Origin of the sequence: Bradyrhizobium roseum, assembly GCF_030413175.1 — a bacterium.
GTDB lineage: Bacteria > Pseudomonadota > Alphaproteobacteria > Rhizobiales > Xanthobacteraceae > Bradyrhizobium > Bradyrhizobium roseum.
Map to the genome: position 1 here is coordinate 6,476,989 of NZ_CP129212.1, position 18,979 is coordinate 6,495,967.

The 18,979-nt window shown below is 64.3% G+C and carries 14 protein-coding genes and 1 pseudogene; 10 read left to right on the forward strand and 5 right to left on the reverse strand.

Annotated elements, in window-relative coordinates:
- Positions 1–34 precede the first annotated feature (34 nt).
- Positions 35–394: a cell cycle two-component system response regulator CpdR gene (gene cpdR, locus QUH67_RS30705; protein WP_074823489.1), complete on the reverse strand. Its 360-nt coding sequence runs from the start codon at positions 392–394 to the stop codon at positions 35–37.
- A 322-nt stretch (positions 395–716) separates the two neighbouring features.
- On the opposite strand from cpdR, the gene QUH67_RS30710 reads away from it, so the two are divergent.
- The 5 genes from QUH67_RS30710 (at position 717) to QUH67_RS30730 (ending at position 5,677) form a co-directional block, all read left to right on the forward strand.
- Positions 717–1,604: an N-formylglutamate amidohydrolase gene (locus QUH67_RS30710; RefSeq protein ID WP_300943269.1), complete on the forward strand. Its 888-nt coding sequence runs from the start codon at positions 717–719 to the stop codon at positions 1,602–1,604.
- A 595-nt stretch (positions 1,605–2,199) separates the two neighbouring features.
- Positions 2,200–2,988 (forward strand): histidinol-phosphatase, encoded by a 789-nt coding sequence (hisN, locus tag QUH67_RS30715; RefSeq protein WP_300943271.1) that lies wholly within the window; start codon positions 2,200–2,202, stop codon positions 2,986–2,988.
- Between the two features lie 15 nt (positions 2,989–3,003).
- Entirely contained in the window at positions 3,004–3,531 is a 528-nt protein-coding gene (locus tag QUH67_RS30720) for an isochorismatase family protein (protein WP_300943273.1), read from the forward strand.
- A gap of 114 nt (positions 3,532–3,645) precedes the next feature.
- Positions 3,646–4,629 carry a Bug family tripartite tricarboxylate transporter substrate binding protein gene (locus QUH67_RS30725; protein ID WP_300943275.1) on the forward strand — a complete coding sequence of 328 codons (984 nt, stop codon included), beginning with the start codon at positions 3,646–3,648 and terminating at the stop codon, positions 4,627–4,629.
- Between the two features lie 82 nt (positions 4,630–4,711).
- Positions 4,712–5,677 carry a Bug family tripartite tricarboxylate transporter substrate binding protein gene (locus tag QUH67_RS30730; RefSeq protein WP_300943277.1) on the forward strand — a complete coding sequence of 322 codons (966 nt, stop codon included), beginning with the start codon at positions 4,712–4,714 and terminating at the stop codon, positions 5,675–5,677.
- A gap of 19 nt (positions 5,678–5,696) precedes the next feature.
- Here the strand turns inward: QUH67_RS30730 and QUH67_RS30735 are convergent, their stop codons facing one another.
- Positions 5,697–6,590 carry a LysR family transcriptional regulator gene (locus tag QUH67_RS30735; RefSeq protein ID WP_300943279.1) on the reverse strand — a complete coding sequence of 298 codons (894 nt, stop codon included), beginning with the start codon at positions 6,588–6,590 and terminating at the stop codon, positions 5,697–5,699.
- A 135-nt stretch (positions 6,591–6,725) separates the two neighbouring features.
- Between QUH67_RS30735 and QUH67_RS30740 the strand changes: the two genes are divergently transcribed.
- A complete protein-coding gene (locus QUH67_RS30740; RefSeq protein ID WP_300943281.1) occupies positions 6,726–7,478 on the forward strand; it encodes a sulfite exporter TauE/SafE family protein in 753 nt (250 codons plus the stop codon).
- Between the two features lie 16 nt (positions 7,479–7,494).
- On the opposite strand, the gene QUH67_RS30745 is transcribed toward QUH67_RS30740, so the two are convergent.
- Positions 7,495–8,142, reverse strand: a complete 648-nt coding sequence (locus QUH67_RS30745) for a LysE family translocator (RefSeq protein ID WP_300943283.1) — start codon at positions 8,140–8,142, stop codon at positions 7,495–7,497.
- 184 nt (positions 8,143–8,326) lie between these two features.
- Between QUH67_RS30745 and QUH67_RS30750 the strand changes: the two genes are divergently transcribed.
- Together QUH67_RS30750 and QUH67_RS30755 are read left to right on the forward strand one after the other, a co-directional pair.
- Positions 8,327–10,141, forward strand: coding sequence for an adenylate/guanylate cyclase domain-containing protein (locus QUH67_RS30750; protein WP_300943285.1), 1,815 nt, complete (start codon positions 8,327–8,329; stop codon positions 10,139–10,141).
- A gap of 170 nt (positions 10,142–10,311) precedes the next feature.
- Positions 10,312–10,971: pseudogene (locus tag QUH67_RS30755) on the forward strand (di-heme-cytochrome C peroxidase); the annotation flags it as partial.
- 198 nt (positions 10,972–11,169) lie between these two features.
- Here QUH67_RS30755 and QUH67_RS30760 read toward each other — a convergent pair.
- Positions 11,170–12,117 (reverse strand): alpha/beta fold hydrolase, encoded by a 948-nt coding sequence (locus QUH67_RS30760; protein WP_300943289.1) that lies wholly within the window; start codon positions 12,115–12,117, stop codon positions 11,170–11,172.
- 225 nt (positions 12,118–12,342) lie between these two features.
- On the opposite strand from QUH67_RS30760, the gene QUH67_RS30765 reads away from it, so the two are divergent.
- Positions 12,343–12,810: an Hsp20 family protein gene (locus QUH67_RS30765; RefSeq protein WP_300943291.1), complete on the forward strand. Its 468-nt coding sequence runs from the start codon at positions 12,343–12,345 to the stop codon at positions 12,808–12,810.
- Positions 12,811–12,908: 98 nt separating this feature from the next.
- On the opposite strand, the gene QUH67_RS30770 is transcribed toward QUH67_RS30765, so the two are convergent.
- On the reverse strand, positions 12,909–13,658 hold the full coding sequence (locus QUH67_RS30770) for a hypothetical protein (protein WP_300943293.1): 750 nt from the start codon (positions 13,656–13,658) through the stop codon (positions 12,909–12,911).
- Between the two features lie 485 nt (positions 13,659–14,143).
- Between QUH67_RS30770 and gltB the strand changes: the two genes are divergently transcribed.
- Positions 14,144–18,892: a glutamate synthase large subunit gene (gene gltB, locus QUH67_RS30775; RefSeq protein ID WP_300943295.1), complete on the forward strand. Its 4,749-nt coding sequence runs from the start codon at positions 14,144–14,146 to the stop codon at positions 18,890–18,892.
- Positions 18,893–18,979 lie beyond the last annotated feature (87 nt).

Here is an 18,979-nt window from a genome sequence, read left to right on the forward strand (position 1 = left end):
TTCCGGAGTGTTTCGGACCCAAAAGGCGGCCTGATCAGGCCGCCAGCATCTTGTTCACTTCGCTGACCAGTTCGCGCAGGTGGACCGGCTTGGCCAGCACCTTGGCGTTCTTGGGCGCTTCCGAATCGGAATTCAGCGCGACCGCGGCGAAGCCGGTGATGAACATGATCTTGATATCGGGGTCGAGTTCCGAGGCGCGGCGCGCCAGCTCGATGCCGTCCATTTCCGGCATCACGATATCGGTCAGCAGCATCTCGAAGGGCTCCTCGCGCAGCCGCTGATAGGCCGACAAGCCGTTGTCGTGGGGCGAGACCTGAAACCCGGCGTTTTCCAGCGCTTTGACCAGGAAACGGCGCATGTCGTTGTCGTCTTCAGCGAGAAGGATCTTGTGCATGGCGGTCAGTTATCGAGCCTGGCTTTGAGGGATCGTTGAACCCACTAAGCCTGAGAGGGGGTAAATTTCGGGTGAAGGGTAACTGCTTCCTGGTGACGACAGGCGGAGCTTGCTTCTATAGCGAACGGTACCAAGATCGAACAACGCGGCGCTTTTCGGGCATTTGCGGCGCCTTCGGGGAAAAAGCGCGGGTTTTTTCGCTTGGCAGAATGATTGCGATTACGGACAATGCATCCTTACAAAGCCCGGCCCTTCGGCAGAATCGGTCGCCTGATCGATCGGTCGGACGGGAAAGCGGACGTTCAAGGGACGACGCCCCACGATGACCCAGTTTGACGGCGAGCTGTCGCCCCCGTTCGAGATCGTGGAGCCGGCGCATTGGCGGGCGCCGATCATCTTCAACTCGCCGCACTCCGGCTCGGTCTACCCGGACGAATTCCTCAACGCCTCCCGGATCGACGTCGCCGCGCTGCGCCGCTCCGAGGATTCGTTCATGGACGAATTGATCAGCGACCTCAGCGAACGGGGCTTTCCAACCGTGCGGGTCAATTTCCCCCGCTCCTATGTCGACGTGAACCGCGAGCCCTATGAGCTCGATCCGCGGATGTTCACCGGACGCCTGCCGAGCTTCGCCAACACCCGCTCGATGCGGGTGGCCGGCGGCCTCGGCACCATCCCACGCGTGGTCGGCGACGGGCAGGAAATCTACCGCGAGCGGCTTTCCGTCGACGACGCGCTGGGGCGGATCGAGGCGTTGTACAAGCCATATCACCGGGCGCTGCGGCGGCTGATCAACAAGGCCCATCAGGCGTTCGGGACCGTGATTCTGGTGGATTGCCATTCGATGCCGTCGGTCGGCGTATCCCGAGACGAGCCGCGGCGGCCCGATATCGTGATCGGCGACCGCTATGGCACCAGTTGCGCGGGCCTGTTGCCCGATGTCGTCGAGGAGACCATGAGCGAGCTCGGCTATTCGATCGGCCGCAACAAGCCCTATGCCGGCGGATTCATCACCGAGCATTACGGCAACCCGGCGAGCGGCCTGCACACCGTGCAGCTCGAACTCAACCGCGCGATCTACATGGACGAGCGGCGCCGCGAGCGCAGCCCGCGCTTTGCGCAGGTGGCCGCCGATTTCACCGCGCTCGCGGATGCGCTGGCGCAGGTGCCGCTGGGGGATCTCGGGCCGTTCCAGGCGGCGGCTGAATAAGTGGTCCTCGTCATTCCGGGGCGCGCGAGCGCGAACCCGGAATCCAACTCGCCGCAGAAAAAGTCGAGAGATGGATTCCGGGTTCGCGCCAAGCGGCGCGCCCCGGAATGACGGGCTGAGATTGACGCGCACGCCCCCAAAAGAAAAAAGGGCCGCTTGAATGAACAAGCGGCCCAAGTCTAGGGAGGAAACGCCCAAGGAGGGCAGCGATAGGGCAAGGCCCTACCGCACCGCAACAATATGCCGCCGCGCTGCACAAAAGGCAAGGCTTTTTGGACAGGTTCGGGTCCAATGTGGAACAGTCTGGCGAATTGGCAACACCCTGCCATATCGGAAGTTATATGAGTTAAATCAATACCTTAAATGAGGAGCTCCCTCGAGCTCCGGCTTCACTGCAGTGCTGGTATGCCAAAAATCGCAACTTCGTGATGACTCAGCTAACCAAAAATCCACGCTTAACGAGCCGTTGCGAAAGTCGATTCGAAACTCACCTGGCAATACGGATGGGAATAACGCGCCGCCGGCGGTGCGCATCAGCGCGGATTGAGCTAGGCATGTGGCGGCAATCTCCCTCCACGGTCGGTAAGGAACAGTCGTGACGGTCATCGATTTCACAGCCTTCATCGGCCGCCTTGCCACCGCGTCCGGCGAAACCATCCTGCCGTTCTTCCGCACCTCGCTCTCGATCGACAACAAGAGCGCGAGCGATTTCGATCCGGTCACCGAGGCCGATCGCGCCGCCGAAGCGGTGATGCGCCGCCTGATCAAGGCAAACTTCCCCCAACACGGCATCGTCGGCGAGGAATTCGGCAACGAGCGCGAGGACGCCGAATATGTCTGGGTGCTGGATCCGATCGACGGAACCAAATCCTTCATCGCCGGCTTTCCGATCTGGGGAACCCTGATCGCACTGCTGCACCAGGGCACGCCGGTGTTCGGCATGATGCACCAGCCTTACATCGGCGAACGCTTTTCCGGCGACTCTGGATCGGCGCAATATTCCGGACCTTCCGGCGAGCGGCGGCTGGCGGCGCGGCGCTGCGCATCGCTCAGCGACGCCACCTCCTACACCACGAGCCCGCTCCTGATGAACGCCGCCGACCGCGAGATTTTTGGCCGGGTCGAGCGTTCGGTGAAGCTGTCGCGCTATGGCGGCGACTGCTATTCCTACTGCATGCTGGCGGCCGGACATCTCGATCTCGTGGTCGAGACCGAACTCAAGCCCTATGACATCGCGGCCCTGATCCCGATCGTCACCGGCGCCGGCGGCGTCGTCACCAACTGGGAAGGCAAGCCCGCCCAAAGCGGCGGCCGCATCGTCGCCGCCGGCGACGCCCGCGTGCACGAGGCGGCGCTGAAGCTGTTGAACAGCCAGGATATATGACAACCGAGGCCTGCGATGGACGCGATGATCGTCGTCGACATGCAGGTCGGACTGTTCAACGGGTTGCCTAAGCACGATCTCAACGGTGTCATCGATCGCATCAACCGTCTCGCCGCAAAGGTGCGTCAACGGGCAGGCCACGTCATCTTTGTCCAGCACTGCGGCGGCAAGGACGACGACTTCGAGCCGGAAACGCCGGGCTGGACGCTGCTGCCGGACCTGCACCGCGACCCTGCCGATATCGTCGTTCGAAAATCCCTGAACGATCCATTCGCCGGGACCGACCTCGCGGCGCGCCTGCAGGCGATCGCGCCGGACCGGGTCCTGATCACGGGATGGGCGACCGATTTCTGCGTCGATGCCACCGTGCGGTCGGCCGTCTCGCACCACTACGATGTCGTCGTGGTAACCGACGCCCATACATTGAACGACCGTCCTCACCTCGACGCGAAAGGCGTGATTCGTCACCATCACTGGGTCTGGAGCAATCTGATCACCGCACGATCGATCACGCTCGCCCCGGCGGACGAGCTGCTGCGCTGACAAAACCTGCTTTGGCGTGGCCCAGGTCACGCACCCGCAGACCTTGCATCGCGCGGTTCATCGCGTACGATAGAAGCCAACACCGCACCTCAGATGCGGGATCGGGGAGTATTCATGAGACTGCCGAGCAAGCTGCTGGCTGGACTAACGCTGTTATTGTTGCCTGTTCTATTGTTGCCTGTTCCGGCCTCGGCGCAGGATTTCCCCGCAAAACCGATCAAGTTGATCGTGCCGTTCCCGGCCGGTGGCCCCAACGACATCATCGCGCGGGTGATCGGCCAGCGCATGTCGGAGATCGCAAAACAGCCGGTGTTGATCGACAACCGCGGCGGCCAGGGCGGCGTGCTCGGCACCGACGCGGTCGCAAAGGCCCCGGCTGACGGCTACACCATTGCGATCTCGAGCGCGGGCGCGCTTGCCATCAGCCCGAGCATGGAAAAGGTCGCCTACGACACCCTGAAGGACTTGGCGCCGGTGACGCTGGTCGCTACCGTGCCCGAGATGCTGGTGGTCGCGACCAACGTGCCCGCCAGGGACATGAAGGAACTGGTCGCGCTCGCCAAGGCGCAGCCGGGCAAACTGAATTTCGCCTCGTCGGGTCCCGGCAGCCTGCCGCATCTGGCCGGCGAACTGCTCAAGCTGACGGCCAATATCGATATCGTGCACGTGCCCTATCGCGGCGCGGCGCCGGCGGTGAACGATCTGCTTGGCCAGCAGGTGCAGATGGCTTTCCTCGACCTGCCGGTGCTGCTGCCGCAGGTCAAGGCCGGGGCACTGCGGCCGATCGCGGTCGGCGCGTCCGAACGGGCGCCGACCGCGACGGAGGTGCCGACCACCACCGAGGCCGGCATGCCCGGCATGATCATCGAGAACTGGTACGGCATGGTCGCGCCCGCCGCGACGCCGCCGGCGATCGTCGCGGCATTACACAAGCTCGCCACCGAAGCGATGGCCGATCCGGCCGTGAAGGAAAAGCTCGCCGCCCAGGGCGCGACGCTGGTCGGCGATACGCCGGAACATTTCCGCGGCTTCATCGACGGCGAAATCAAGAAGTGGGCGAAGGTGATCAAGGATGCAGGTGTCGTGACGACGAAGTGATCTCATGACGATGATAGATGGATTGAGGACGTGAAATAGCCGGGACGTCTGGCCCGGCGCTGACAAGTTACCGGAGGCTTCGATGAAGGTTCTTCGCGTGCTTCTCACCGCATTGTCCGTGCTGCTGCCCGCCGTAGCGGACGCGCAGGATTTTCCCAGCAAACCGATCAAGCTGATCGTGCCGTTCCCGCCGGGCGGACCGAACGACATCATCGCGCGGCTGGTCGGCCAGCGCATGTCGGAAATCACGAGGCAGCCGGTGCTGATCGACAATCGCGGCGGCCAGGCCGGCGTGCTCGGCACCGATGCGATCGCGAAGGCTTCGCCCGACGGCTACACGATCGGAATCGTGAGCGCGAGTTCTCTGGTGATCAACCCGACCATGGAAAAGGTGCCCTACGACGTCGCAAAGGATTTTGCGCCGGTCACGCTGGTGACGACGGTGCCGGAAATGCTCGTGGTCGCCAGCAACGTGCCCGCGAGCAACATGAAGGAACTGGTCGCGCTCGCAAAAGCCCAGCCGGGCAAACTCAATTTCGCATCGGCCGGCGTCGGCGGCCTGCCGCATCTGGCCGGCGAATTGCTCAAGCTGACCGCCAATATCGACATCGTGCACATTCCCTATCGCGGTGCGGCGCCCGCCATCAACGACCTGCTTGGCCAGCAGGTGCAGATGGCGTTCCTCGATCTGCCGGTGCTGCTGCCGCATATCAAGGCCGGCACCCTGCGCCCGATCGCGCTCGGCGCGCCCAATCGCGCGCCCACCTCGCCCGACGTGCCGACCACCGCGGAGGTCGGTATGCCGGATATCCTGATCGAAAACTGGTACGGCATGCTCGCCCCTGGCGGGACGCCCGAGCCGATCGTTAGCCTCCTGAACCGCGTCGCCAACGAGGCAATGAACGATCCGCAGGTGAAGCAGAAGCTCGCCGACCAGGGCCTCACGGTGGCCGGCAACACGCCGGCGCAGTTTCGCGACTACATCGGCAGCGAGACGCGGAAATGGGCGCGCGTCATCAAGGCTGCCGGCCTCGACACGGCCAAGTGACACGGCGTCTCGCGTCGTTTCATCGCGGCGCGGATTTGCGCAGGTGCTCGGCCAGTTGCTGCGCGGGCTTGGGCAGCGCCCGAAAATTGCGCGCACAGATCACGAGCTTGCGGTTGGCCCAGGAATCCCTGATCCTGACGACATTGATCTTCATCGACCGCGCGCATCGCTTGGCCGCCACCTCGGGCATCACGCCGATCCCGATGCCGGCGGCGACCATCTGGCCGATCGCGTCAAAGCTGTTCAGCCGCGCACGAAAGCGCAGGCGGGCACCGAGCCGCGCCGCATGTCCGCTGATATGTGCGTGCAGCGCGATCGAGTTGATCAGCCCGACGAAATCGCGCTTCACCACGTCGCTGAAATCGACCTGCCGCCGGTTCGCCAGCTCATCGTCCCGCGCAGCGACCAGCACCAGACGGTCCTGGCTGAACGGCATCCGCTCGATATTGTCGGCCAGCGCGTGTTCGGCGGCGAGGCCTAGATCGGCGGCGCCGACGGCGATGGCGCGGGCAATCTCGGCGCTTTCGCGCTCCTCGACGTCGATCGAAATATGCGGATGCGCCGCCAGGAAGGCCGCCAGCGTCTTCGGCAGATATTCCGAGAGCCCCGATGTGTTGGCGAGGAAGCGGACGGTCGCCTTCGCGCCATGGGCAAAGGCGGCCAGATCGCCGCGCATCGCCTCGACATTGTGCAGCACGACGCGAGCGTGATCGAGCAGGCTTTCGCCGGCCGCCGTCAGTTCGACGCCGCGGCGACCGCGCGTCAAAAGTCCGACGCCGAGCGCTTCCTCCAGCCCCTTGATCCGTTCGCTCGCCGAGGCCAGCGCGAGGTGAACCCGCTGCGCGCCATTGGTGATGCTGCGCGTCTCGGCCACCGCGACGAAGAGTTGCAGATCGACCAGATCAAAACGCATCCATGCCCTCAATCCTCATGGTGAGGAGACGCGATTGCGCCGTGCGCGCGGCATCGATAGCCTTCGGATTTGCCAAAGGCTATCTCCGGAACCTCCAGATTGTGTCCGAAGCGTCGATCGGTCAAGGTCGCGGCCATGTTCGATTCTCTGCTTCTTCTGGTCGCGGCAGCCTTCCTCCTCGCGGGCTTTGTCAAAGGCGCCCTCGGGCTCGGCCTGCCGACGGTAGCGATGGGCCTGCTCGCGGTATCGATGCCGCCGGCCCAGGCGATCGCCATCGTCATCGTGCCGGCGATCGTCACCAACATCTGGCAGACGTTTCGCGGCCCCTATCTGCGCGACATCCTGCGGCGGCTATGGCCGTTGCTGATCGGGACGGCGGCCGGCATCTGGCTCAATGCGGGCGCCCTGACCGGTCCCTATGCGCGCTATACCACCATCGCGCTCGGCCTGCTGCTCGCTGTCAATGCAATCATCGGCCTCACCAAGTTCAGTTTCACCGTCGCGCCCCGCAACGAGAAATGGGTCGGCGGCATCGTCGGGCTGACGACCGGATTGATCTCGGCGGCGACCGGCGTGCAGGTCGTTCCGTCGGTGCCCTACCTGCAGGCGATCGGCATGGAGAAGGAAGAACTGATCCAGGCACTCGGCGTCTTCTTCACGGTCGCGACGTTGGCGCTCGGCCTCAACCTGACCAGCGCCGGCCTGCTGACGGCTGCCACCGCGCTGCCGGGCGCGATCGCGATGGCGGCGTCCTTTGCGGGCATGTTCGTCGGGCAGGCGGTGCGGACGCGGCTGCAGCCGGATGTATTCCGGCGCTGGTTTCAGATCGGCATGATCGTTCTCGGCCTCTACCTCGCCAGCAACGCGCTGGCGAAACTGGTGTCGTAGCCGGCGAACAGCTGGCCTAGCGCGCCTCCAGCATCGCCACGCGGATGCCGAGATAGACGAACAGCCCGCCGAGCGCCCGGTTGATCCAGGCCATCGCACCCGCCGACCGGCGGATGCGGCCGGCGGCCCGCGCGGCGAAGGCCGCAACGGCGAAACACCACAACGTGCCGCCGGTGATGAAGATCAGGCCGAGGGTAAGGAAGGCCAGCGTCTTGTGGGATGATTCCGCCGTCACGAATTGCGGCAGGAACGCCAGAAAAAACAGCGCTACCTTCGGATTGAGCACGTTGGTCAGGGCGCCCTGCCAGAACACGCGGGACAGCGACGTCGCGTTGCCGGCCACGGCCGCCTCAGCCGGCGGGCGCGCACGCGACAGCAGCATCTGGACGCCCGTCAAGAGCAAATAGGCAGCACCTGCCCATTTCAGCACCGTGAATGCGGCCGATGACGTCATCAACAATGCCGACAGGCCAATCGCAGCGCCGAACACGTGAACGAGACAGCCGGTGCTGATTCCGGTTACCGCCGCTGCTCCGCCGCGCCATCCGAGTTGCAGGCTGCGGCCGATAATATAGGCCGTGTCCGGGCCCGGGGTGATGTTGAGCAGCAGCCCCGAAAGGATGAAGAGCCAGAGATCATGGATGCCGAGCGTCTCAACCATCATTTGACAGTTCCATGACTTTGCCAATCCTTAACGGGCGTGTGTGCCAATTCCAGCGATTTGCAGTAGTATCATGAGCAAATCAGGCTTCCACCGGATTGCCGATATTTTATAAACATTGGAATCGGACGGCCGACCACGTAGTGGTTATCTTGCCCGTTCCGGCGCTGGGGATATCGTGGGGGACATGGAAAGACGCCTGGCAGCCATCGTCTGTGCCGACGTCGCCGGCTATTCCCGCATGATGGGGGTCGACGAGGCGGGGACGCACGCCACGTTCAAGGCCCATCGCTCCGCGGTCTACCCGATCATCCTCAATCACGGCGGCCGCCTGGTGAAGAACACCGGCGACGGCTTCCTGCTCGAGTTCCCTTCGATCGTCGGCGCCATCGAGGCCTCGGTCGCCATGCAGATGGTGATGGCGGAGCGCAACGAGCATCTGCCCGCCGATCGATCGATGCAGTTCCGCCTCGGCATCCACATGGGCGACGTGATGGCCGACGAGGACGAGGTGTTCGGCGACGACGTCAACATCGCCGTCCGCCTCGAATCGGTCGCCGCCCCTGGCGGCGTCGCGGTCTCCGGCAAAGCCTGTCACGAAGCGGGCAAGCGCCTCAGCATCCCGCTGGTCGACGCCGGCCCCCACCGGTTCAAGAATATCGAGGAAGCGATCCAGGTCTGGACCTGGCAGCCCGCCGGCACCGATGCGAGCGGCCCTCCGCCGAAAGCCTCGAACGAAACGTCGGCCACCAATCTTCCGGCCCAGTATCGCACCGCGATCGTGGGCGTGCTGCCGTTCGCCAATCTGAGCGAAGGCGCGGAAGAGTATTTTTCCGACGGGCTGACCGAGGACCTGATCCACGCGCTGTCGCTGCAATCGTTCTATCGGGTGCTGAGCCGCAATTCGACCTTCACCTTCAAGGGAAGGAATGTGAGCACGCGCCTGATCGCGCGCGAGATCGACGCGACCTACCTGATCCAGGGCTCGGTGCGCCGCGCCGCCAACAAGATCCGCGTCACCGCCGAATTGATCGCGCCCGAAACCGGCGAGCAGTTGTGGACCGGCAGGTTCGACCGCGACATCGGCGATCTGTTCGCGATGCAGGACGAACTCACCACCAGCCTGTCGGCGGCGATCGCGGCCGAAATCTATCGGGCGGAAGCCTCCGCCCCGCCGCGCTCCTCGTCCAATGACATCACGGCCTGGGACCGTTTCCTCAAGGGACTGTCTTACTATTATCTGCAGACCAAGGCCGACGTCGCGACCTCGGTCGAGCTGTTCAAGGAAGCCATCGCGCTCGATCCGACGCTGTCGATCGCGCGCGCCTATCTCGCCACCATCCAGGTTCAGGGCATCCAGCTCGGATGGATCAAGGGCACGCGCGAAGTGTGGGATTCCACCATGACGCTCGCGGAGAGCAGTGTCCGGCTCGATCCCCGCTCGTCGTTCGCGTTTCAGATCCTCGCCTATGTGAATGCGTCGGAAGGCCACTATGAGGCCGCGATGGATGCCGCCAAGCGGGCGGTCAGCCTCAATCCATATGACATGGGTGCCCGCGGCGTGCTCGGCGTGTGTCATCTCGTCTCCGGCGAACACCGGAACGCCATCGAACTGTTCACCATGGCGGCGCAGAGCGGCAGCAACGATCCGCGCTACCAATGGGCGGCGGTGAACGCGTTCGCGCATTACCTGCTCGGACAGTACGACGCCTCGCTGTCCTGGGCACGCGAGCAGCTCTACATGAATCCCAATCATCTGCAGGCGCTGGCGATCCGGGCCGCGGCGCTGGCGCAACTGGGCCGCACCGCGGAGGCGGTGAACGCCGCCGACGTTCTGCTGGGCAATTATCCCGGCCTGACCGTCGATCGCCACCTGCGCAATTTCCACTGGAAGCTGCCGGCCGATCTTGCCCATTACCGCGACGGCCTTTTGAAAGCCGGCATCCCCCTGGGCAGATTGACGCTTGTCGAACCCTCGCCGACGCTGGCCGCTCATAACTGACGATGCGGCAGGCCGTCGGTTGACTCCGCACGGGATTCCGCCAAAAACTACCTGCACGTAGAAGTAGCACGACGTCGTTTCTTTTCTTAGAACCTTCATCCAGTTCGCTCTGGCATCCCGTTTCGGGCGGCGGACCTATTTTCATACTGGCGCCTCGAGGATTTAAAGCCATGTCGGACGGAACCATCGGCAACGCTCCCCGCGCCACGCCAGCAGGACAGTTTCCCGTTTCGCCCAACAATCCCTGCCCGTTCCTGCGCGCGCTGGTCGCCAACGGCTATGTCGGCGGCCACGTCGTGCCGCTTTCGCAGATCGCCGAAATGGTGGGATTGGCGAGCGGCGAGACCGGTTCGGCGCAACGAGACGTCCGAATAAAAACCAGGTTAGTCGCAGTCATCGCCAACGGCCTCGGACCGCTCAGCGTGCTGAAGAGCGCGACATCAGGCGCTGTTCTCGATGAATTGCGCGATGGTCCGCTCGACAAGCATGGCGGCGGCTCGCGCATCCTCGACGTCGATGCCAAGGTTCACGAGGACGAAATCGCGCGGCTCGCCGGCTTCGGCAAGGACCGCCAAGATCCCGACGGCGGCATCGAGCGCGGCCTGACGGCGGAGGAAATCGACATCTACATGAAGGCCAACCTCAAGCGCGACGGCGACAAGGCGCGTTGGTACTACCCCATGCTAATGAAGGGCGAATGGCCGGTGCTGCTGAAGATACTCGGCAAGGGCAAAGGCAGCGAGCGCTACCTCAGCGTCGCCGAGGTCAGGACGCTGTTTGTCGAACGGCGGCTGCCCGAGCGGATCACGGCGCGGCTGCCGAAGCCGGCGGCTGGAAGATAGTTGCCGCAAGCGAGCGCGGCCGGCCGCGCGCTCGCTACGGCTTCGGCTCGTAACCCATTTTTCATTCTGGGCAAGTCGTCCTGAATTGTCCACCAGGGCGCGCGCGAAGATGTGAATACGTGCAGGCGCGGCCGATGGGATCGTCGTCGGACAACCCGGCTGAGCGAACGCAAGCCGCGACAAGAACTATTTGAACAGCGGCGTGCCCGGCACGAAGGCGTCGAACGCGGCCCAGAATTGCCCGCGGTAGCGGTCCTGCTCCTGCAGGATCTCGTGCTTGGAGCCTGCGATCACCAGATGCGAGCCGGCGCGCAAGTGATAGGCGAACTCCTCGATCGCGGCCGTCGAAACGATGCTGTCGTTGCTGGCCGCCAGCATCAGGATCGGCTGGCGGATTTCGGAGGGGTAGTTGATGCCGCGAAACGTGTGCATCGCGCGGAACGCGGTGTCGGCCCAGGCCACTGTCGGCGAGCCGATGCCCAGCGTCGGGTCTTCTTCCAGGATCGCCGCGTTGCGCGCGTAGCGCACGGGATCGCTGGTGAAGGGGTTGTTGATGAAGGACTCCATTCCGGTCAGCGCGTCGCCGCCGCCGGGCACGTAGCGGCCGCCCTGCCCGATCAGCCGCATCGCGCGAAGCAGCGCCCGCGCCGGGAACGAAGTTTTGCGCCCCGGCAGGTCGATCATCGGTGCCGAGAGCACCATGCGATCGAACCAGCGCTTTCCTGCGTGGGCGAGCCGCAGCATCACGGCGCCGCCCATGGAATGGGCCAGCGCGAAATAGGGCGGCGGGCAATCCGGCAGCACCACCTGCTGCACGAAGGTTTCGACGTCGACCTCGTAATCGGAGAAGTCACGGACATAGCCCTTGCGCGGATCGCGCAGGCGGCGCGAGGAATGCCCCTGGCCGCGCCAGTCGATCATCGCGACCGCGAAGCCGCGATCACGCAGGTCGCGCACGGTCTCGAAATATTTCTCGATCGGCTCGCTGCGCCCGGTGAAGACGCAGACCGTGCCCTTGCGGCCCGCCGGCGGCGCCCAGCGCGCGAACCGCAACTCGGCGCCGTCGGGCGTCTTGATGGTGCCCGAGACGACGTCATCCGGAACCGGATTGGCGGGGATGGAGACGAGCGTCATGGGGAGGCAACCGGCTAGGTAAAAAGGGCTGAAAATCAAGGCTGAGAGCGCAAAAAAGGGGGCTTGTCCGCCCCTCTTGAACGCCGTTTCACCCCTCCCATATCATTTCTGTGCAGGCCGCTACCAGTGTTTCGGATCGCTCCAGACACAAGGCTGCACAGGACTACGGCCCGGCCCGATGGCGGGCGGGTTAACCGAACCAGTCGCTCAATGGAGGACTATCCCATGCGTACCTATGACCTCACCCCGTTCTATCGTTCTACCGTCGGCTTCGACCGCTTCTTCAACCTGCTTGACCAGGTGACCTCTGACGGCAGCCCCGGCTATCCCCCCTACAATATCGAGCGCACCGGTGAGAACGCCTACCGCATCAGCGTTGCGGTGTCTGGCTTCTCGCAAGGCGAGCTTTCGATCGTCGCGAAGGAAAACACGCTGACGATCAAGGGCGAGAAAACCGCCAACGAGAACGGCAAGGACACTTCCGAAGTGCTCTACCGCGGCATCGCGGCGCGCGCCTTCGAGCGCGCCTTCCAGCTTGCCGATTTCGTGCAGGTGAAGAACGCCTCGCTTGAGAACGGTCTGCTCCACGTCGATCTCGTCCGCGAGATTCCCGAGGCCAAGAAGCCCCGCAGCATTCCGATCAATTCCGGCGCCAAGGCGCCGCAGGTGGTCGACGCTTCGGTCGCGGCCTGACACGCTCAGTCGATATTGGCTGAATGCCAAAACGCCCCGGGAAACCGGGGCGTTTTTTTTGCGTGCATCCCTGATTTGCGCAGGAGCGATAGAGGAATTTATTCGAGCCCCTGGGCCTTGGGCATTTCCTCGGTCGGCGCGGTCGAGGGGGCGGGCTTGGCCGCGACGGCATCAGCTGCCGCCGGAGCCGCTGTCTGTGCCTCGGCCGATTTTGGCGCAGGCGCGGCCGCCTGCTGGATCGGCGCCGGCGCGGCCGGTGCGGGCTTGGCCGCGAGCGGGCTGGCCTTCGGCATCGGCACCGCGCGGCTCGCAACCTGGGCCGGCCGTGACGGGCGCACCGCGGCGTGATCTGGCCCATGGGCCTGCGATGCCTGAGCCTGCGGGGCTTGGACTTGCGGCGCTAGAGCCTGCCGTGGCGGAGGCCCAAGAGGACCCGGGACAGGCCGGGGAAGTGCACTCTGCTCCTCATCGAAATTGTCGCTGCCCCAGCGGCGGGGCATAAAGCGGAGGATCCGGCCGTTACGGGCGTCGATCACAAGTCGCCCACCCGAGCCGTCGCGATCGAGCGCGGCGATGGTGTAGACGAAGCCGCGCAGCCGAGGGATGCCGAGCGGCGAGAAGCCATTGTCGCGCAGCACGGAATAGACTTCCGTCGACGGCAGCAGGCTTGGGCCGTATCCATAGCCCGGACCGGCGTCGTATGGCGACGGCGGAGCAACCACGCGGGGCCCGACCACATAGGGGGCCTCGACGTCCGATGCCGCCATGTAACGTCCGGGCCCCTGCGCCTGCGCGCTGCCCGCCAGAAGGACCAGTCCCGCCGCCAAAGATCCCGTGAAAAACTTCATTACCGAAAGCTCCTGTAAGCCCCGTCGCCGCTGGGCCCTGCCACACGGCATCTCGTTCGCTCGCCTGCCGGCCCAAGCTAATATTTCGTCGCGAAATCGGGCGGTCCTTGGGCAGGATCGCGGCGGGCCCAGCCTCAAACGCCGGCCCGCGGGTATTTTTCCCCGCCAACGGGCGCCGATCCGCATGCAAGCGAGGACTTTCACGCGCTTGTGTGATAGATAAAAGTTTGGCATGGTCAGAGTTAGGACAGTATCACTGTCTCAAATGCGGCGCTTTCCCGGTACGGGGATTGCATCGAAACCGTGGTGCGACGAGCTCCAGGGCAGTGCAGGCAAGGCCGTTCCTCAGGGACGTTGAACGCCCAAGTCTGAATTTTAGAAATTGCGGCTCGCGGCGGACGAGCGGTGGCCCGGTGGGTGCCGCAAGCGTCCAAGGTGCGCCGAAGATGCGGTGAGGCCCTTAAGCCTTTTTTGAGAGGATTGAGATGAGCGGGTCGGAATTCGAGCGCGAACACATCGTGGCAGAAACACTGTCGGCGACCGCGGCTTCGAAACCGGCCGACGATTTGTTTGAAGCTTCTCCGCGCGAGCACGATTGGCGGCCGCCGGCCGAGGGTCTGTACGACCTCTCGATGGAGAAGGATTCCTGCGGCGTCGGCTTCATTGCCAACATCAAGGGCAGGAAGTCGCATCAAATCGTCTCCGACGCGATCAGCATCCTGTGCAACCTCGAACATCGCGGCGCGGTCGGCGCCGATCCGCGCGCCGGCGACGGCGCCGGCATTCTGGTGCAGATTCCGCACGCCTTCTTCGCGCGCAAGGCGGCTGCGCTCGGCTTCACGCTGCCGGAGCCGGGCCAATATGCCATCGGCGCATTGTTCATGCCGAAGGAGACGGCGTGGCGGAAGGTGATCCAGAGCATCATCACCGAGCAGATCAAGGACGAGGGCCTCGTGCTGCTCGGCTGGCGCGACGTACCGTCCGACAACGCCTCGCTCGGCGAAACCGTCAAGCCGACCGAGCCCTATCACATGCAGGTGTTCATCGGCCGCAACGGCACCGCAAAGACCGAGGACGAGTTCGAGCGACGGCTTTACATCCTGCGCAAGTCGATCTCGCAGGCGATCTATCAGCGCCGCGAACGCGGACTGGCCGGCTATTACCCGGTCTCGCTGTCGTGCCGCACCGTGATCTACAAGGGCATGTTCCTCGCCGACCAGCTCGGCAAGTACTATCCCGACCTGCACGAACCGGACTTTGAAAGCGCACTGGCGCTGGTGCATCAGCGTTTCTCGACCAACACCTTCCCGACCTGGTCGCTGGCGCACCCGTACCGCATGATCGCCCATAACGGCGAAATCAACACGCTGCGCGGCAACGTCAACTGGATGGCGGCGCGCCAGGCTTCCGTGCATTCGGAGCTGTACGGCAAGGACATCAGCCGGCTGTGGCCGATCTCCTATGAAGGCCAGAGCGATACTGCCTGTTTCGACAACGCGCTGGAATTCCTGGTGCAGGGCGGCTACTCGCTGCCGCATGCAGTCATGATGATGATCCCGGAGGCGTGGGCCGGCAATCCGCTGATGGATGAGCAGCGCCGCGCCTTCTACGAATATCACGCCGCGCTGATGGAGCCGTGGGACGGCCCCGCCGCGATCGCCTTCACCGACGGCCGCCAGATCGGCGCCACGCTCGACCGCAACGGGCTGCGTCCGGCGCGCTATCTCGTGACCAAGGACGACCGCATCGTGATGGCGTCCGAAATGGGCGTGCTGAAGATCCCCGAGGACCAGATCGTTACCAAGTGGCGGCTGCAGCCCGGCAAGATGCTGCTGGTCGACCTCGAACAGGGCCGCCTGATTCCGGACGACGAGATCAAGGCAACGCTCGCCAAGAGCCATCCCTACAGCGACTGGCTGCATCGTACCCAGCTGGTGCTGGAGGAACTGCCCGACGCGCCCGTCAAGGGCATGCGTTCGAACCTGCCGCTCCTGGACCGGCAGCAGGCGTTCGGCTATTCGCAGGAAGACGTCAACATCCTGATGACGCCGATGGCCGCCACCGGCGAGGAAGCCGCGGGCTCGATGGGCAATGACACGCCGATCTCGGCGCTGTCGGACCGGCCGAAGCCGCTGTTCACGTATTTCAAGCAGAACTTTGCGCAGGTCACGAACCCGCCGATCGACCCGATCCGTGAGGAACTCGTAATGAGCCTGGTCTCGATCATCGGGCCGCGGCCGAACCTGTTCGACCTGCAGGGCCTGGCCTCGACCAAGCGGCTGGAAGTGCGCCAGCCAATCCTGACCGATGTGGACCTGGAAAAGATCCGCTCGATCTCCGATATCGCGGACACCCATTTCAAGTCGCGCACGCTCGACACCACCTTCCATGCCGGCTTTGGCGCGGCAGGGTTGGAGCAGGTGCTCGATGAACTCTGCGCGCGCGCCGAGGGCGCGGTGCGCGAGGGCGTCAACATCATCATCCTGTCCGACCGCATGGCGGGCTCGGACAGGATTCCGATTCCCTCGCTGCTCGCCTGCGCCGCCGTGCATCATCACCTGATCCGCACCGGCCTGCGCACTTCGGTCGGTCTCGTCGTCGAATCCGGCGAACCGCGCGAGGTGCATCATTTCGCGTGCCTGGCCGGCTACGGCGCCGAGGCGATCAATCCGTATCTGGCGTTCGAAACCATCATCGCGATGAAGGACCGCCTGCCCGGCGCGCTCGACGACTATGAGATCGTCAAGCGCTACATCAAGTCGATCGGCAAGGGTCTTTTGAAGGTGATGTCCAAGATGGGCATCTCGACCTACCAGTCCTATTGCGGCGCGCAGATCTTTGACGCCGTTGGGCTGAAGGCCGACTTCGTCGCCAAATACTTTGCCGGCACCCACACCCGTATCGAGGGCGTGGGCCTGGCCGAAATCGCCGAGGAAACCGCGCGCCGCCATACCGACGCGTTCGGCGATGCGCAGGTCTACAAGACCGCGCTCGATGTCGGCGGCGAATATGCCTACCGCACCCGCGGCGAGGACCATGCCTGGACCGCGGAATCCGTTTCCACGCTGCAGCATGCCGTGCGCGGCAATTCGCTGGAGCGGTACCGTGCGTTCGCAAAAATTCTCAACGAGCAATCCGAGCGGCTGTTGACGCTGCGCGGCCTGTTCCGGATCAAGACCGCCGAGGACGAGAAGCGCAAGCCCGTGAAACTCGACCAGGTCGAGCCGGCTGCCGAGATCGTCAAGCGCTTCGCCACCGGCGCGATGTCGTTCGGCTCGATCTCGCGCGAGGCGCACACCACGCTGGCCATCGCCATGAACCGGATCGGCGGCAAGTCGAACACCGGCGAGGGTGGCGAAGAGGCCGATCGCTTCAAGCCGCTGCCGAACGGCGACAGCATGCGCTCGGCGATCAAGCAGGTCGCCTCGGGCCGTTTCGGCGTGACGACGGAGTACCTCGTCAACTCCGACATGATGCAGATCAAGATGGCACAGGGCGCCAAGCCCGGCGAAGGCGGTCAGTTGCCTGGTCACAAGGTCGACGCGACGATCGCGCGCGTGCGGCATTCGACGCCCGGCGTCGGCCTGATCTCGCCGCCGCCGCATCACGACATCTATTCGATCGAGGATCTGGCGCAGCTGATCTACGACCTCAAGAACGTCAATCCGGACGGTCAGGTCTCGGTCAAGCTGGTCTCCGAAATCGGCGTCGGCACCGTGGCCGCGGGCGTTGCCAAGGCGCGCGCCGACCATGTGACGATTGCGGGTTTCGAGGGCGGCACCGGCGCGTCCCCCCTCACCTCGATCAAGCACGCGGGTTCGCCGTGGGAAATCGGCCTTGCCGAAACCCACCAGACGCTGGTGCGCGAGCGGCTGCGCAGCCGCATCGTGGTCCAGGTCGACGGCGGCTTCCGCACCGGACGCGACGTCGTGATCGGCGCGCTGCTGGGCGCCGACGAGTTCGGCTTCGCGACCGCGCCCTTGATCGCGGCGGGCTGCATCATGATGCGCAAGTGCCACCTCAACACCTGCCCGGTCGGCGTCGCGACCCAGGACCCGGTGCTGCGCAAGCGCTTCACCGGCCAGCCCGAGCACGTCATCAACTACTTCTTCTTCGTCGCCGAGGAAGTGCGCGAGATCATGGCGCAGCTCGGCTACAAGACGTTCGACGAGATGGTCGGCCAGACCCAGATGCTCGACCAGTCCACGCTGGTGGCGCACTGGAAGGCCAAGGGGCTCGATTTCTCGAAGCTGTTCGTGCGGCAGCCGGAGCTGAAGGGCCAGAAGATCTATCACGCCGAGAACCAGAACCATCATCTGGAAGCCGTGCTCGACCGCCGCCTGATCGAGAAGGCGCAGACCGCGCTGGATCGAGGCGCGCCCGTGAAGATCGAGGAAGAGATCAACAACACCGATCGCTCGGCCGGCGCGATGCTGTCGGGCCAGGTGGCCAAGATCTACGGCCATGCCGGCCTGCCGCTTGACACCATTCAGGTCAGCTTCAAGGGCACCTCGGGGCAGGCGTTCGGGGCGTGGCTGGCGCGGGGCGTCACCTTCGAGCTCGAAGGCGAAGGCAACGACTATGTCGGCAAGGGGCTCTCGGGCGGCCGCATCATCATCAAGCCGCCGCGCAATTCCGGCATCGTTCCGGAAGAATCCATCATCGTCGGCAACACGGTGATGTACGGCGCGATCGAAGGCGAATGCTATTTCCGCGGCATCGCCGGCGAGCGCTTTGCCGTGCGTAACTCGGGCGCGGTCGCGGTGGTCGAAGGCGCGGGCGATCACTGCTGCGAATACATGACCGGCGGCGTCGTCGTGGTGCTGGGCAAGACCGGGCGCAATTTCGCGGCAGGCATGTCCGGCGGCATCGCCTACGTGCTGGACGAGGCCGGAGATTTCGCCAAGCTGTGCAACATGGCGATGGTCGAGCTGGAGCCGGTGCTGTCGGAAGAGTTGATCAACGCCAATACCTTTCACCAGACCGGCGATCTCGAGGCCCATGGCCGGGTCGACGTGTTCCAGAACCTGCTCGATTCCGACGTCGAGCGGCTTCATGTGCTGATCACGCGCCACGCCAGGCTGACCGGCTCGAAAAGGGCCGCCGATATCCTCGCCGACTGGAAGGCTTGGCTGCCGAAATTCCGCAAGGTGATGCCGGTCGAATACCGCCGCGCGCTGAAGGAAATGAAGGCGAACGCGGACGCCGAGCCGAAAATCGCGATCGGAGCTTGATTTCAGACCCGTCATTGCGAGCGCAGCGAAGCAATCCATGGCGCCACAAGCCGAACCATGGATTGCATCGTCGCCAGCGCTCCTCAT